This is a genomic window from Candidatus Poribacteria bacterium (assembly GCA_021295715.1).
Classification (GTDB): Bacteria; Poribacteria; WGA-4E; order WGA-4E; family WGA-3G; genus WGA-3G.
The window spans coordinates 1-15,963 of the sequence record JAGWBV010000044.1 but is presented as its reverse complement, the minus strand read 5'-3'; the positions used below and the strand labels follow the sequence as shown (position 1 = coordinate 15,963).

At 47.3% G+C, this 15,963-nt stretch carries 11 protein-coding genes and 2 pseudogenes; 5 read left to right on the top strand and 8 right to left on the bottom strand.

Going from position 1 to position 15,963, the window contains the following annotated elements; translation table 11 throughout:
* Positions 1–41: 41 nt before the first annotated feature.
* Positions 42–1,010 carry a hypothetical protein gene (locus J4G07_12325; protein MCE2414780.1) on the top strand — a complete coding sequence of 323 codons (969 nt, stop codon included), beginning with the start codon at positions 42–44 and terminating at the stop codon, positions 1,008–1,010.
* Positions 1,011–1,048: 38 nt separating this feature from the next.
* Here J4G07_12325 and J4G07_12320 read toward each other — a convergent pair whose 3' ends face one another.
* Genes J4G07_12320 through recG form a run of 3 tightly spaced genes read right to left on the bottom strand, consistent with a single transcriptional unit; the run spans position 1,049 to position 4,958 of the window.
* Positions 1,049–1,297, bottom strand: a complete 249-nt coding sequence (locus tag J4G07_12320; protein ID MCE2414779.1) for a type II toxin-antitoxin system RelE/ParE family toxin — start codon at positions 1,295–1,297, stop codon at positions 1,049–1,051.
* 8 nt (positions 1,298–1,305) lie between these two features.
* Entirely contained in the window at positions 1,306–2,001 is a 696-nt protein-coding gene (locus J4G07_12315) for a hypothetical protein (GenBank protein ID MCE2414778.1), read from the bottom strand.
* A 20-nt stretch (positions 2,002–2,021) separates the two neighbouring features.
* On the bottom strand, positions 2,022–4,958 hold the full coding sequence (gene recG, locus J4G07_12310; protein MCE2414777.1) for an ATP-dependent DNA helicase RecG: 2,937 nt from the start codon (positions 4,956–4,958) through the stop codon (positions 2,022–2,024).
* Positions 4,959–5,314: 356 nt separating this feature from the next.
* On the opposite strand from recG, the gene J4G07_12305 reads away from it, so the two are divergent.
* Complete coding sequence (locus tag J4G07_12305) at positions 5,315–6,148, top strand: phytanoyl-CoA dioxygenase family protein (protein MCE2414776.1); 834 nt, start codon at positions 5,315–5,317, stop codon at positions 6,146–6,148.
* Between the two features lie 216 nt (positions 6,149–6,364).
* Here the strand turns inward: J4G07_12305 and J4G07_12300 are convergent, their stop codons facing one another.
* The 4 genes and pseudogenes from J4G07_12300 to J4G07_12285 form a co-directional block, all read right to left on the bottom strand.
* The gene (locus tag J4G07_12300) at positions 6,365–7,288 is read right to left on the bottom strand and encodes a nucleoside hydrolase (protein ID MCE2414775.1); all 924 of its coding nucleotides are present in this window, start codon (positions 7,286–7,288) and stop codon (positions 6,365–6,367) included.
* A 130-nt stretch (positions 7,289–7,418) separates the two neighbouring features.
* Positions 7,419–8,705 (bottom strand): tetratricopeptide repeat protein, encoded by a 1,287-nt coding sequence (locus J4G07_12295; protein ID MCE2414774.1) that lies wholly within the window; start codon positions 8,703–8,705, stop codon positions 7,419–7,421.
* Positions 8,706–8,708: 3 nt separating this feature from the next.
* A pseudogene (locus J4G07_12290) lies at positions 8,709–9,034 on the bottom strand (type II toxin-antitoxin system HigB family toxin).
* Positions 9,035–9,143: 109 nt separating this feature from the next.
* Positions 9,144–12,144, bottom strand: a pseudogene (locus J4G07_12285) (N-6 DNA methylase).
* Positions 12,145–12,481: 337 nt separating this feature from the next.
* Between J4G07_12285 and J4G07_12280 the strand changes: the two are divergent.
* The 3 genes from J4G07_12280 (at position 12,482) to J4G07_12270 (ending at position 15,618) form a co-directional block, all read left to right on the top strand.
* The gene (locus J4G07_12280; protein MCE2414773.1) at positions 12,482–13,144 is read left to right on the top strand and encodes a glycosyltransferase family 2 protein; all 663 of its coding nucleotides are present in this window, start codon (positions 12,482–12,484) and stop codon (positions 13,142–13,144) included.
* Between the two features lie 446 nt (positions 13,145–13,590).
* Complete coding sequence (locus J4G07_12275; GenBank protein MCE2414772.1) at positions 13,591–14,622, top strand: DUF368 domain-containing protein; 1,032 nt, start codon at positions 13,591–13,593, stop codon at positions 14,620–14,622.
* Positions 14,623–14,724: 102 nt separating this feature from the next.
* Positions 14,725–15,618 carry an NAD(+)/NADH kinase gene (locus tag J4G07_12270; protein MCE2414771.1) on the top strand — a complete coding sequence of 298 codons (894 nt, stop codon included), beginning with the start codon at positions 14,725–14,727 and terminating at the stop codon, positions 15,616–15,618.
* A gap of 145 nt (positions 15,619–15,763) precedes the next feature.
* Here the strand turns inward: J4G07_12270 and J4G07_12265 are convergent.
* Positions 15,764–15,963: hypothetical protein (locus J4G07_12265; protein ID MCE2414770.1), on the bottom strand; the 200-nt coding region annotated here is incomplete at its 5' end.

The window sequence follows — 15,963 nt, the reverse complement described above, 5'->3', positions numbered from 1 at the left end:
ATCGGAAACCTGCACAAGGAACGCAGACCAGGAGGCCACAAATTAAAAAACTGAATCGAGACCACCTCACAATTCTTCCACTCCCTGAACGCCAACACAAGATGACGGTCGCAGAGGTCTACCCGTTAGACGTGGAGACACCGCGCTACGAAAACCCACATCTCTCTGCCGTTTCAGATCGCATTGTCGAGGCGCATCACCGTGGGAAGCAGGTGATCTGGATGATGGGTGCACACGTCATGCGGCGCGGCAATTCCCGTTTCATCATTGATCTGATGGAACGCGGTATCATCACGCACGTCGCTTCAAATGGCGCGTGTGCTATCCACGATTTTGAGCTTGCGCACATCGGTGCAACGCTCGAAGATGTAGAGGACTACATTTGGGATGGGAAGTTCGGGAATTGGGAGGAAACCGGACGCTATCTGAATGAGGCGATTGTTCGGGGTTACCGAGACAAAATCGGCTTTGGAGAAGCCGTCGGGAGATTAATCCAAGACGGCGAGATGGGCATCCCTTTTCCACATCGCGACGTGAGTATGTTTGCAGCGGCGTATCGGTTAGGTATACCGTTCACTGTTCACAAAGGTATCGGCTATGACATCATCGACCAACATCCTACCGCTGACTACGCCGCGATGGGATGGACAACGGGTGAGGACTTTCTCCGTTTTGCGCAGAGTGTTTCTCAGTTAGAAGACGGTGTTTTTCTGAATTTAGGCTCCGCTGTCATGGGACCCGAGGTCTACCTCAAAAGCCTTTCGATGGCTCGCAACATCGCAACGCAGCGCGGCGAGGAGATTCGACATTTCGCGACTGCGAATTTCGACTTGATCGATTTCTCCGACTTCCAAGACGAAGGGAACCCTACCGATGCCCACTACTACCACCGTCCCAAGAAAACCATTCTGATCCGGACAGTGAAAGACGGCGGTGAAGGCTACCACATCTCCGGCGATTTCTCAATCACTGTCCCACAACTATACCGTTTGATAATCGCATCTGTGTAGGATGGCTGGATCTGCCCAGTTTCGGTATCACATTGCTGCTAATAAACACTGCTCCGATGCCCAACTTCATGAACAACAACCGTTCTTGTTTGTCTATTGAAGGTATAGATAACTCGGTAAACACCGGCAACGCGTAAGCGGAATTTTCCTCTATAGGGGCCTCGGAGCGCCTCATGGCGATGTGTGTCGCAATTTTCGCAGAGTGATCTCAGTTTATCAAGAATCCGCTGTTCAATCGTGGCATCTAAACGCGCAAAGTCTGCTTCCGCTTTTGGCATAATTTCCAAACGGTACATTACCACTTCAGTCCCAGTTTTTTTGCAACTTCTTCTATCGGAATCGGCTTGACTTCACCAGACTCATGTTCTGCTACGCTACGTTCCAACCTTTCAGCTACTTCCGGACGCAATTCTAATCCTTCATCTGGATCATAGTGGTAATCCTCAAGAAACTGCTCTAACTCCAGGTAGCACACAAAAAATTCAAAGAATACTGATTTCAGTTGTTCTGTCTCCTCAACCGATGGTAAAGCCTTCTGCAGTTTAACAATTCGTTCACGCGCTGCAAAAAGTTCCCAATTCGCGAGCATCTCCATCAGTTTACGGAACGCATCATCCGATAATTCCCTCACCTCAATCTCGGGGTTGGGATCAGTGATTAAGGGCAGATCACTCATTCGTTTTGCTATACGTCCTGCGGGCGAAGTTTTTCGCACAGCTTCCACGGCTGCGACGCGCTCCTGCAGAGGTGCGAACGTATCACGCGTCCGTAGTATTGAGAGCAATTGCGCCTCAGGTTCTTCTAATTCAAACGCCAAACCACAGTAGCCTTCATAAAACTCACGGCACTCAGTATCCAAGGCATCTCTATCAACATTCTCAGCAAGCAAGGCAACGAGTCGTTCACGGGATTCAAAGAGCGGACAGTTGATAATTGGTGTGAGCCAAGTACTGAATGCTGCATGCGTCATATCTGTTATGTCGCGTGTCATTAGAACTCCTTTATAACCTATTAACCGACAGACGCTATCTCTAAGTTGTCTCGCCAGTGTTTTTGTAACATCCGCTTCAACAACTGATGCATGGGTGCGTTGAGTGCTGGATCGGCGTTGATGAGCAATTCTGCCTCTTTTTTCGCCGCTTCCAAAAGCGTGGCATCCTCAATGATGTTGGCAATCTTGAAATTTGGGATACCTGATTGGCGTGTGCCGAAGAACTCACCCGGACCGCGGATGTTCAAGTCTGCTTCTGCAATCCGAAAGCCGTTGTTTGTCCGAATCATCGCTTGAATGCGTTGATAAGAATCGTCGCCTCTGGGTGAAGCGACAAGGTAACACATTGATTGATGCTCACCACGTCCGACACGTCCACGCAATTGATGCAATTGTGACAACCCAAACCGTTCTGCGTTCTCAATGACCATCAACGTCGCGTTTGGCACATCAATACCGACCTCAATCACCGTCGTTGAGACGAGGATATCAATATGCCGATCCTTGAAGTTCGTCATCACTTCTTGCTTCTCAATGGATTTCATTTGCCCATGTAGAAGTCCGAGACGCAGATCGGGGAACACTTCGCTCTGAAGATGCGCTGCCATCTCTGTGGCGGCTTTGAGTTCCTCCAGTTTTTCGGACTCCTCAACGAGTGGATAGACAACATACGCCTGCCTGCCGCGTTGGATCTCCTTCCGAACGGTGCTGTATAATTTTTCCCGCTCCTTCTCTTTTATCCAATAGGTCTTAATTGTCTGTCTACCGGGGGGCATCTCATCAATAACAGAGACGTTCAGATCCCCATAGAGCGTCAATGCCAACGTTCTTGGAATCGGTGTCGCAGTCATGACGAGTACGTCCGGTGCTGGAGGAGCGGCGGCACCTTGCTTTTGCGTTCCATTTGCTTCGGTAGTCATGCGATCACGATCATCGTGATGGCGTGCTACCGCTGACTGTGCCTTGTTACGGAGTGTTGCGCGTTGCATCACACCGAACCGGTGCTGTTCGTCGATGATAACGAGCCCAAGTTTGTGAAAATCGACCCCTTCCTGTATCAACGCCTGTGTCCCAACGATGAGGTCTGCGGTGCCATCGGCAATCGCCGCCAATGCCTCCTCGCGCTCTACTTTTGGCAGATCACTTTTGAGAAGCACAACGTTTATGCTCTCATCCTCCGTTTGCCCAGTATCCTTGCGCAAATTCTCGAGCATCTCCGATAGATTATAATAGTGTTGTTCAGCGAGGATTTCAGTCGGAACCATCAGCGCGCCCTGATACCCGTTTTCGATAGCACAGAGCAACGCCATCGCTGCGACAACTGTCTTACCCGACCCGACATCGCCTTGAATGAGTCGATTCATGACGGTTTCCTGCCGCATATCGTTTTGGATCTCAACAAAAACCCGCTTTTGTGCGCCCGTGAGTTCATAAGGCAGCGAAGCGAGGAAATCCTGTACCAGGGAAGAAGACGTTCCAGCCCCTTCCATTTCAACTCGAAACGCGATACCGTCCTCCGAGATACGACGCTCCTTTTTCATCTCCATCCCGACACTGAGAAGAAAAAACTCCTCAAAAGCGAGCCGTTTCTGTGCCGCTTCCCGATGTGCCTCCGATGTCGGAAAATGTATCTCGTTAATGGCGGATTGCCTGTCAATCAAGCTTTGTCGTTGGCGAAGTGTGAGTGGCAAAATTTCCGGTATCTGCTGTCCATGTTCATCCAACGCCATCCGCATCCAGGCGCGTAGCATCTTCGCCGTGAGTTTCGCCGTAAGTGGGTATTTCGGAACGATTCGATTTGTGTGGATGAGGTTATCTTCTTCAAAGCGTTCAAATTCATAGTCGGTGGCTTGGATTTCATTGTAACGGCGAGCGAATTTGCCGCTGACGACAACCTCGGTATCAACAGGAAGCAGTGCCTTCATAATACCGATACGTTTCCCGAAGTTAACGAGCAGTGCTACACCGGTGCCGTCGAAAATTGAAATCTTACCGATACGTTTGCCTCTCGCTGTCGGAGAGGAAGTATGATTGACGACTTTACCTTGTATTGTTTCCGGTTCGTCATCTTCCCTTCTCCCAACCCTGTAAATCTCTACCATTTTGGAACGGTCAATGTAATCGCGCGGGTAATATGCCAACAATTCGCCAACCGTTTGGATACTGAGTTCTTCTTGGAGCATTTCGGCGCGACGCGGACCAATCCCCTTGAGATACTGGAGGGGTTGGGATAGAAAATCAAGCAACTCAACGTCCATTGAGACAGGGGTGTTCGAGATTGGGACAGATTCTGAGTGGCGGTCAGTATTTGACTGGAAGGCTGGCAGGGAGGAAGGATCGCCGCCCTTTCTTCCAGCCTTCCCCTCTTCCAGCCCAGTCTCTCGCTGGTGGCTCTTTCGTTGTGAGGGGGGGGCTGTGTCTTGGAAAAGGGGCAAATCTTCCGTTGGTCCCGTAGAAGCTGGTGGAAGCACGCCATCACGATGGTCGTGATCGCGTGACTTTTGAGGACGTTCCGATGCCCGCTCTGGAGGCGAGTTTTTCGGGTTACTTTCTACTTCCGCAAAAAGTGACAACATATCCGTTTGGGCACTTTTTTTGGAACGTGTCCGCTGCGATCTCGATTGCTGGCGCGTTGGTGAAGGTTCAGCACCTGTCCCGACCACATCCGAGGCGTTTCGTTTTCCGTGCCCGAGTGCCGCCTCAATTCGTCTCGTTGCCTCCTCAAGTATGCGTTGGCGTTCGGTGGACGATGCATCGGCGTAATTTTTAAAGAGATCTGTTAAACCCTTCAGTACCTCTTTTTCAGTTGCTTCCAGTGTGAACGTCTCGCCATTCTTTACCCACAACTGGACATAGCTACCCAATCCGTTGACGACGATATCGTCGCGGCACCCCTTTCGGAGTTCTTGTTGAAAGGGACGACGGATGGTGGTAAGGATTTTTGTGAAATTGTTCATACTTTATTCTATAGGCGCAAGATACTGTTGTCTCGCTAATAAGGCTTCTTGGAAGGAAGACCCAAGCAAAGACACCTTGCCTTTACACTCTGCACCGGCGAGGTTAGAAACCTCGCCTACCCGGGGAGGGGAGAATGTCTGCTTATTTTTCTGGTTTACCATAGTTTTCCTGTGGAAGTTTGCAACCTCACGATTGTGTAATCAATCTACATACGCTTCGTTAATAAATTAGACGTAAATCCAGTGAAAACGTTGAGTTTTCTTGGCAAAACAAGGTTGACACAGCATCGTAAATTGTCTATAATCTCCTCAAACCTAACCGACTTGTAATTCACGCGATTAGAAGGAGCAATGACATGGTATCTCCATACTTGACAGAGGTGCAACAAAAAGAGTGGCAAACACAAGGATTTCTCATCATCAAGAATGTTCTTTCCACCACCGAAATTGAGACGCTTTTGGAGGCTGTGGATTCAGCAATTGAGACGTATGTCCAAGAAACCCCAAGTTTACAAGGCAGTCGATTCGGGAAAGGGGCATATACGATTATCCGTGCGATTGAACGGACAGATGCACTGGATCCGCTCACCGATCATCCGAACACCTTCGGCACAATCCTTTCACTGATGGGACCCTACCTCCAAATTATGGGAACGCAAATCTACGTTCGGCACCCGGATGTAGACGCTTTAATGGGATTTCATACGGATGCGGGTCCCTCACTGCAACGGATTCATCCGCATCCAGATAGTTTACCGCTGCAATTTAAAATCCAATTTTTCTTAACGGATCTGACGGAACCGAATCAGGGAAATTTTATGTGTGTGCCGGGAAGCCACAAGATGTCTTTTCCTGAGAATGGATTTAAAAAAGGCACATACCCCGAAGGCGCGATTCAGGTGCTTGCGGAAGCAGGAGATGCAGTTATCTTTCCATGGGCATTGTGGCACGGTGTGGGTCCGAATCAGACGGAACGGATCCGAAAAAGCGTGACCTTCCGTTATGGACAGATGTGGTCCCGTCCTTATGATTATGACAAACTTCCCACAGACGTTCTCGCACGGATGACCCCTCGCCGTCGGAGATTGTTCGGTGATATGGGTGAAGATCATCATCCAACCGATTACTTCAAACCCCACGATCAGCTGGAAGTTATCGGTGCGGACGCATGGAACGTTCCACTTCCGTAGGACTTCGTATTCCGGCTGGCGAGGTTTGATGAAGAATAAGAATTTAATTCGGTAATGTGCGATGGTAATTGTCTGAGTCAGGATTTGCAGGATTCAAAGATTTTCAGGATTGGATGTCCTTGGGACTGAAAGCTGCCTCCATAGAATTACCGGAATATTTATTGAAACTTCAGGTAACCTCGCCAATTCCACGTGGATAGGTGTTTCAGTAAACAACTAATCCGTGTGCTTCTGTAATTTCTCAAACAGATCGCGGAAAATCGCATCCCGATTCACGCTCGATGCGACACGCATCAGGTGGCGGCTGTTATCAAAACTCCATGTCGCTGCTTCCGTCAAGATAGGACTGTGGACAATCTCTGTCGGCACCCATGAAGGATTGATAAGGTATGCTGTTGCCGATATATCCCATATCACCTTCGACCAAGCAAAATGGTCGCTTGAGTAGTCTTTAAAGATTTCTACGAGGTAATCTCCGACCTTGCCTCTGCCCTGCACATAGCGTTCCATCTCTGCGACTGTCGTGTGGAGATGTGAGACGACCCCACGTGCGGGTAGCCAAACGAATGGCACGCCGCAATCCAAAACGACTTGTGCGCTCCGAAGGTCTTGCATAAGGTTGAACTCTCGGGTGTGGGGCCAGTACAACGGATTGCCGCCAAGCCAGATGACAACGATACGATTGATAATTTCAGGCGCCATGAGGATAGCAGAAGCGACGTTCGTTATTGCCCCGACAGCAACCACATACAGCGGATCTTCAGGCGTTGCTGCCATCGCGCGTTCAATCATATCGGTCGCGGCATCGCTCGGCACGGGAGTCTCGTTATCGGAGAGAAACGCTCTGGCACCGCGATAGGCGAAACCGTCAGCCGGGACATTGAGGAAGTCCAAAAGCCTCAGAATTTCATCGTAACTTTTTTCCATGCCATCTTCGGGGCTGCTTGAGCGGTTGTTGTGGAAAGGCACGGCGTAGAGTGCTTCAACGTTGAGGTTCTCAGGCGAAAGGAGTGCGTGGACAACTGCAAACTGGTCGTCAATTTCGTTATAGGTGTCAGTGTCAAGTACCATGCGCACTTGCCCCGTTGGAGGTTGGAGCATCTCTACACGTTTTGACTCTGACAGCGTTGGAAAATTCATAAACGGTTTTTACCTTCGTGTAATGAGAGTTTTCTTTAATATATCACGTTTGGGGAAAAATAGGAATTTATTGTTAGGCATCAACTTTTGTTTCAGGAACTAAGATGATCACTAAACCATCATAGCAAGTTCATTCATCTTCTTCGCTGGTAGGCGTTATAAAGGATTCAGGAAACTCATCGAAGTCCTCGGCCATTTTGACTTTTCCCTTCCACTGTCCACCGCGGCGTGATTTTTTGTTACGCTGCTTTGAGGCTGCTTGATTGAGCTGTTGTAACTGATCCTCAACAAAATCTTTGAGGCTACTACTATTGTCGGAACGTTTTGCTAATTCTAATGCCTTCTGGAAATCTGATCTTGCTTCATTGATTCTGCCTAAGTGGACTTTCAGGGCACCCCTATAAGCATAAGCCTCTGCATAATCAGGTTTTATGCGAATTGCTTCTGCATAATCGGCAAGGGCTTCATTGTATTGACCTAGTTCACTCCGTAAAATACCAAGAATATTATATACTCCATATACTTCGACGAAATCCTGGTTCAACTCAATTGCCTTATGGTAGTCAGACACCGCAGCATCATATTGATCGAGAGCGGTCTTCGCGAAAGCTCTATGGCAGTAAGCCTCAAAAGAATTAAGTCCTAACTCAATTGCTTTATCAAAGTCAGCGATCGCAGATTTATGTCGGTCGAGTCTGGAATACACTATACCTCTATTGTGATAGGCACTAGCGAAATTATAATTCAATTCTATTACTTGGTTAAAGTCGGTCATTGCCTCCGCATATTGTCTAAGATCATACCGCACAATCCCTCGATTATAAAAGGCTTCCCAAGAATCAGGCTTCAACGTAATTGTCATGTTATAAGCAGAACGTGCTTTTTCCTTCCGGTTGCTTTGATAAAGGAGATAACCCATTGAAAAAAAGGCATGTGCGGCGAGGACATTTTCGCTTTGTTTGGGTATATTTGAAATGGACTTTCTGCCTTTGCTTGCTGCTTCTATAGGGACTTCTTCTGCCAACTCTGGAAACAGTTCAGTCAGTTCTGGGACATACGCATCCTCATAGTTGTCAATCAGTTGGCAGATAAATTCCATTAAGGGGCGTAAAGGATGAGTATCACTTTCACCCACTGCATCGACCAATTCTATAAGCAATGCATGCGCCCATTCATAATCGTTTTCAATCAATTCGGGGACTCTGCGATCCTCGCCACGATGTATAAACCTAATCAGTTTATCTAACACCCCCACTAGCCAATGATAATCACTTTCCGAGTAAGAGGAAAGTACTGTAGGTTGTGGGGTTCGCGTCTGCAAGAGTTTAGAGTTGTCTGTCAATTGAGATATACTTAGGACTTCCAAAGACGTAGGCGGTAACGCCACGTGAGGCAAAGTTTGCATTTCTGTCAACATGGTTTACTCCTTCCATCTCCCTTTATCGTACTCTGCATGGGTTAGAATTTTATCGATCGTAACTCTCCGATCGTTGGGTTATATTGTATAGAGGCGATAAGGCAAAAATTGTTACCACCTATGTTGAAGATTGTCCATATTTTATCTTGCGGATTGAATCTATTTTTTCGCAATTTCACCTGATCTGCCTGCGGAAAAATCTTACGCAAATCAACGAATGAATTAAAAGTTTCCTGACGCATCAGATTATACCAACGGTTAAGCGCGGATCTGTCATTCGGATGCTTTTGGGCAAATTTGTTTAGTACATTTCGTCCAGTGATATACATTAGGTATTTACAGAGGATGCCTGCTCTTTAGCTGTTTACGTCAGGTTGTTCGCCTAACTATTATACCACACAAAAAACCAACTGTCAAAAAATAGCCGTAGGGAAAATACTACACCTCCGCGCCAATTTCCAACCCAGACAACCCATCAATAATTTCCACTGTCTCCAAACTCACACTGATCACCTTCCGAATGAGATCTACGATATATTCCTCATCATCCGCACGGTTCGGATCGTTCTCAATGCCGCTCCGCCTATCCGTTTTTATACGATACTGATCGACAACCCATTCCAACGCTGAGCGGTTCCCTAACCGATACTGGAACGCCTCCGCAGGAATCCCAGCCAACGTGAGGAAATCGTTATACCGGATCTGGGTTTTGTCTTTGGAGAACTTCATCTGCTCCACACGCCAATCGAGGGGCATGTCCGGTGTTTCAATCAGGTCTAACTTATACAGGGGTTGGTCTTCATAGTGGACATGAATTTCTGCCAATCGCCTTCCCGCCTCGACAAATTCCCAAAATTCGGGCGCAAACGGGATATGCGGTAAATCCCGCTTGAGGTTCATCCGATACCGGTCGCGATATGTGGGATGATGCAAGAGTGCGTAGGTATAGTGGAAAATATCCCACTTGGTGATTTTCTCGTCTCTATAACGTTCCCGGAACTGTGCCAACGCCCAATCTGTGATGTTTTGCCGTCGGTTCGTGCCGTCTTCGTCGTAGATGTAGAATGGAAAGCACTGTCCAGCTGAACCAAAGCCTCCAGTCATAATATGTTCAGGGATGCAATTAGTCATGAGACAGACAAAGGGTTTCTCTCGTGAAATATTGACACATATTACCCGATTTTCGGTTTCAGTCTGAGGCGTAGGGAAAATTGATGGGAACACGTATACAACATCATTGAGTATTCTGTCAAAGAAGATACTTCTTTTGGCGAATGGACGATAGAGACAAGTTCTTACTGTATGCTCGTCGTATTCAGCAATTCTACCTGTCCGCAGTTTTGCCTTTAAGTCGCGACTCCAACTAATTTTCGCGTCGTACTCTACAAAATCATCAATATCTATACCAGACTGATCCGCGATTCCTTGCCACTTAAACACCTGTGCATTATAGAATTCTATCATGCGCTGAACGTTTGTCGTGAGTGTATTACGATCAAAGTTGATCGCCCAGGCATCACGGTTCGTCTTTACCGCACTGCTAAATTGATGGAAAATCACGCCTGAAACCTCACCCTTTGCTGCTTTGGCTTGTTTACTCCCCATCGGCAGAAAGGTTTCAAAATCCTCACGGAGCCCCTCGGTGAGCCATGTGTGTCGCGTATCGGGTTGAATAGAATCCCAATTGACGTTTCCGATGTGTTCACACGCCTCCAGAAAGTCAAACGTTCCCTCTTTGTTCATCTCTGCTGTCTCACCGTTGTAAAAAATACGGGCAGACTTTGATTGGTGTTGCGGCGTTTTCACGAACAGGTTAATGCTGACCCCCACCTGAATGTCGAAGACGTTGGAATCCCCGGTGTGTCCCTTGCGGACGTTGCCACCCAAATCCAGCAGATAGATCGCATCACACGCATCAGCGAGGTGTTTCCGCATGCCATCAAACGCTTGACCGGTGATAAAGTTATGGTTGGTTACAAATGCGACGATCCCTTCTCCTTGAATCCGATCCAATGCCCAGAAAATCGCTTTGACGTAAGGATCATAGAGTGATGTTTTATTTGTTGCTTTGGAGGCTTGGGCATACGTCTCTTGAATCTGTTTATCCAGTTCGGGATATTTCCGATTCCTATTGGCATCGTTCTCATCCATCTGCCGCGCGTTGTAGGGCGGATTGCCAATTACCACGAACATGTCCGTCTGCTTTTGCCTCTCTACCTGACGTGTGTTCTCTGGTGCGAACATGGATAACTGACGCTCCGCTGTCAAATCGAAGGTGTCCACAAGACAGAGATTATCGAAAGGCTGATACCGCTTTGTGGCAACGTAGAATTCATGCTCAATGTTCATACTCGCAATGTAGTAGGGCATCAACAACACCTCATTATAGTGGAGTTCATCACTATATTTTGCCTTGAGCGCGGTTTTGTCGATTTCTTGTATGAGCCGCACGATGAAGTTACCCGTGCCAACAAAGGGATCGATAAGGTGAACCCCTGTGTCTGAAAGTGAGCGTCCAAATTCGGTTTCAAGTAGATGTGAGACGCTTTTCACCATGAAATTGACAATCGGCTGCGGCGTATAGACGATGCCGTGCGTATCCGCTACCTTGACGGAGAAACCTTGAAAAAACTGCTCATACACGGTATTGAGAAAGTGTTGTTTCTGAGAGAAGTCGATAAAGATTGCCGCGGCGCGTTGAATTGCCCTGTAGAACGGAGCGAGTTCTTGGAGGAATTCGGCGCGGTTATAGGCATGCTCTGTAAGCGCGTCAATTCGGCGTGTAAAATCGCGATTGTCAAAGACAGTGGAGAAGATTTCCTCTGTCAAGAGATGTTGGATGAGCATCTCCTCCACGGCAGCTTTAGCGAGGTTGGGATTAATCGCCTCCTGACAGTGGCGATGGAAGTCGGTAAATGCCTCTTGAAACCGGGTGTTGGTGTCCTCTTCTTTTTTGATCAACGCCGCTGCACGTTTGCCGAGTGCCGGTACTTTGTCCCTGAATTCGACGACAGCACGTTCCCAGTTGGCGATCTCTGCTGGTTCGTAACTGAAGAAGCCGTGAAGCACTCGGATAAACGTATCTCGGTCAGCGATCCCTACAGCCATGACCTCTTGTCCATGGTGATAGAGGATGGCACGCGCTTGGGTTGTAAAGAGAATGTTATCTTGAGGGTAGCCAGCGTTAAATTTCTGTTTAACTGCCGTGATGAGATTGTCATGGAGATCCTTCGCTTCCCAGTAACCGCGAGGCAAGCCAAAGTTGTTATCGGTGAGCATACTGTCAACATAAATTATGTTACTTTGAGGCGTTCAGATCGATTTTTCACAGATTAAGGGTTAGATTGTTTTGACGGGCGTAGTGTCGGAGAAGTGTTGCAAAGGCAAGTCGGACTTCCGTTTCATTTGTTGCACCGAGATTTTCATATTGTTTGAATATTCTACAGAGATACCATCCCTACGGGATTCAAGAGGTTTTTGGAGTCTTGAAGGTTTTGTGTAAAATCCGGTTCGGTTAGGAAACCGAACCTACCGGTCTTGGTCTGCGACAGTTGTTTTTTCTAAAATTGACACGTATGGTTGCGAGTGAAAATAAACATATTAGGACTTACACAATTTTGACGACATGACGTTCTGTTAGAGGGAGAACCCTAAAAAACATAGATGTTCTCATGGCACAACCTAACAGGTTATGCTACAAAAGAGCAGCATGCGTAAAGTCTTACATATAACCGTTTGACAGAAAATCGCTTTTAGGGTATAATAATTTCAGAAACATGAAAACATGTCTGCTGTTACCGGCTTATAATGAATCTAAAACAATTGGGCAGATAATTCAGGAATCCTCTGAGTTTATCAACGAGATTATTGTCATTGACGACGGTTCATCAGATGAAACAGCAGAGATCGCAGTGGCATGTGGGGCAGTCTGTTTGACAAACTCTACGAACTGTGGGAAAGGGAACGCCTTACGAAAAGGGTTCGCCTATGCCCTTAAGCACGGATACGAGTTGGTCTTCACGATGGATGGCGATGGACAACATCAGCCTGCGGATATACCCCGTTTTCTGGAACACTTTGATAACACACGTCCAGACATACTCATAGGGGCAAGAGAAACAAAAGACTTTCGGACATCAATGCCGTTTCATAGACGGATTAATAACTGCTTAATTTCTTATGTCGGCTCAAAACTGTGTGGACAACGAGTACCTGATTTTCAATCTGGATATCGACTTATTCGTGCTGAAATCCTGCGACAGGTTCACTTGGAAACAGAGCGTTACGAAACGGAATCTGAGCTGCTGATAAAAGCAGGACGCCTCGGATTCCGAATTGAAAGTTTGGTGATTCAAACACGATACGGCGATGAGATCAGCCATATTAAACCGCTTCGAGAGATATGGCTCTTTACGAAACTATTCCTTCGCAGTTTATGAGGAATAGTTGTCGGTTATCAGTGTAAGAAGTTTGCAAGTGTAGGAAGTCCGTAAAGTTTCTGATAACCTCCCAACTTCCCAACTTTACCCGACTTTCGCAGACTTTCTTTTTTTTAACTGAAAACTGAAAACTATAGTAAAGTTAAGAATTAATTAGACACTCCAAAGAGGCGAGGATACTTAAAGGAAACACCTAAGCAAAAACACCCTCGCCAGCGGGGGTGGGGTGCTTGTTTATTGAAAACTGTCTACATATTTTTAGGTTTTACTATAATAACCCAAGTTGCCAGTTTCCATTTACATAGCACCCCTACGGGGTGCAGCTCCTTGAATACCCGATTTTCTATAGACATAGCACCCCTACGGGGTGTAAAGAGATGTTTTGCCTTGAAAAATCCGTGTTGAAACCTCCATGACCTATTGGGTAGCAACTTGGGTTATAATACATGAATTCACTCCGGCTCTTTATTAGCGGTTTTCTGATAGGCATCGCCAACATCATCCCCGGCATGAGTGGCGGGACCCTCGCCCTCGTCTTAGGTATCTATGAACGGCTCATCGGTGCCTTACGGCGTATCGGGATTTCAACGGCAAAAAAGTTGTTGCGCGGCGCGACCTTCAGAAAAAACGCGCTGGAAGCAGCAAAGGCAGAACTCCATCGAATTGATTTCGGATTTCTATCACTGTTAGGAAGTGGTGCGATAGTCGCTGTGCTGCTCACGTCAAAACTGATTGTCTATTTGTTGAACGATCACCATGACGCGACCTATGGTTTCTTTAGCGGGTTAATTCTGATCTCTATCCTGATACCCATGCGTATGCTAAAGGGATTCGGTTGGAAAGAGTTGTTAGTGCTCTTGATCGCTATTGGGCTGATATTAAGTTTGTCTATCGGTACGACCGAAAAACAGTTAGATCGGGTTGCGTATAAATCTGGGGTAGAAACAACGACAGATAGCGAGGCCTCCGAAAGCGAAACTGGTCTGCCAACGTCCTGGGAACTCGTCCTCTTTTTCGGGAGCGGTGCGCTGGCGATTTCAGCGATGATTCTGCCTGGTATCAGTGGTTCGTTTCTGATGCTTGCACTTGGGGTCTACTTCCCCCTCTTGACGGCAATAAATACAGTGTTAGAGGGTATCCCGGAATTGTTTAAAGGGATTTTCGAGGAATCGTTGCTGGGAAGTTTACTCATCATCGGTTTCACAACAGTTGGGTGCTTGTTCGGACTCTTAGCATTCACACGGTTGCTCAACTATCTGCTGGAACGCTATCGTAACCTGACGATCACCTTTCTCATTGGGTTGATGGTGGGTTCACTTTACGGGTTATGGCCCTTTCGCGAGTTTACAATGGTGGACGGGGAACGGATAGATACGGCTCACATCCTACCACACCTTGATATGAACCTGCTTCTCGCTCTGGCGGCTTTTCTGGTCGGTTGCGGTGTCATATATTTATTCACACGTTTGGAGAATTAGATGTAATAGCCATCAGCCGTCGGCTTTCAGGTACTTGTAACGGAAATGTTTTGCGGTACTGTCATAAGTCCCTCTTACTGATAGCCGACTGCCATTAAAACAATGAAAAAAATCAAGAATGTCGGTTTATTTGTCAATACTACGAAAGCAAACGCGGCGGGTGTCGTCGAAGGTGTGTCTGTATGGTTGGAGGAACAGGATATCGTTCCACTTTTACCAGACGAACAAGCGGTTGCGTTAGGGAAACCTGAAACCGGCATCTCCAAAACAGAGGTCGTAGAGCAATCAGATGTCGTTCTTGTCCTTGGTGGAGATGGAACGCTCCTGAGCGCGGCACATACACCGAAAATTGAAAATGTGCCTATCTTAGCAATCAACATCGGAACACTTGGATTTTTGACGGACGCATCACTCGATGAACTCTACCCGACCCTGAACGCGCTTCTGACAGGGGCTTATCGGATAGAACATCGGATGATGTTAGAGGTCACTGTAAACGGTTTCCAAGCCGAGGCGAATCAAGGTCCCAAACTATTTCGGGCTTTCGCACTCAACGATGTTGTGATTCGGCACTATACGCATCTTATCGAATTAGATGCTTATGTCGATGGAGAACTCTTTATACCGTATAACGCCGATGGACTGATCATCGGAACGCCGAGCGGGTCGACCGGATATTCGCTCTCTTGTGCTGGAAGTATCGTCGCCCCGCAGCTGGAGGCGATTCTACTGACACCTATCGCACCACACAGTTTGACAGTCCGCCCTTTCATCGCCGACGGTGCTGCGGAAATAACCGTCAAAATGCGCGCTGCGTATCAGAGCGTAGATGTTTTTGTGGACGGTCAACGTGAGACCCACAGTCTCACCGCAGGTGCCGTCATAAGGGTGAAAAAAGCGGAACGCACAATTCAACTCATCCGTTCGCAGCACCATAGTTACTACAGAGCCTTGCGTGAAAAATTAATGTTGGGTGAAAGAATTAAGCAAACATAGAAAATCGCTATCGGAAACCGTCAGCCGTCAGCAATCAGAAGAACAACAATCAGACATCAGTAAAGAGTGGAATTTGCTTAGGTATTCCCCCGGATGATCGCATCCCTCTTTAACTGAAAACTGATAACTGACAACTATTAGTCGTTCAAGGTTGAGTTTGAGAGTTGACCTTCGGATGCCATGAAGAATGCCTGAAGATGTCGGGTTTCGCTGACGCTCTACCCATAGCCGTCAATTTAGGGATTTCGGGGTCCCGTAGGTTGGGTAGAGCGGAACAGAAAACAGAGATGTCAGTGTTCCATATACCCGTGAAATTCGACCTGTCGGCATATCCACTCAACACCG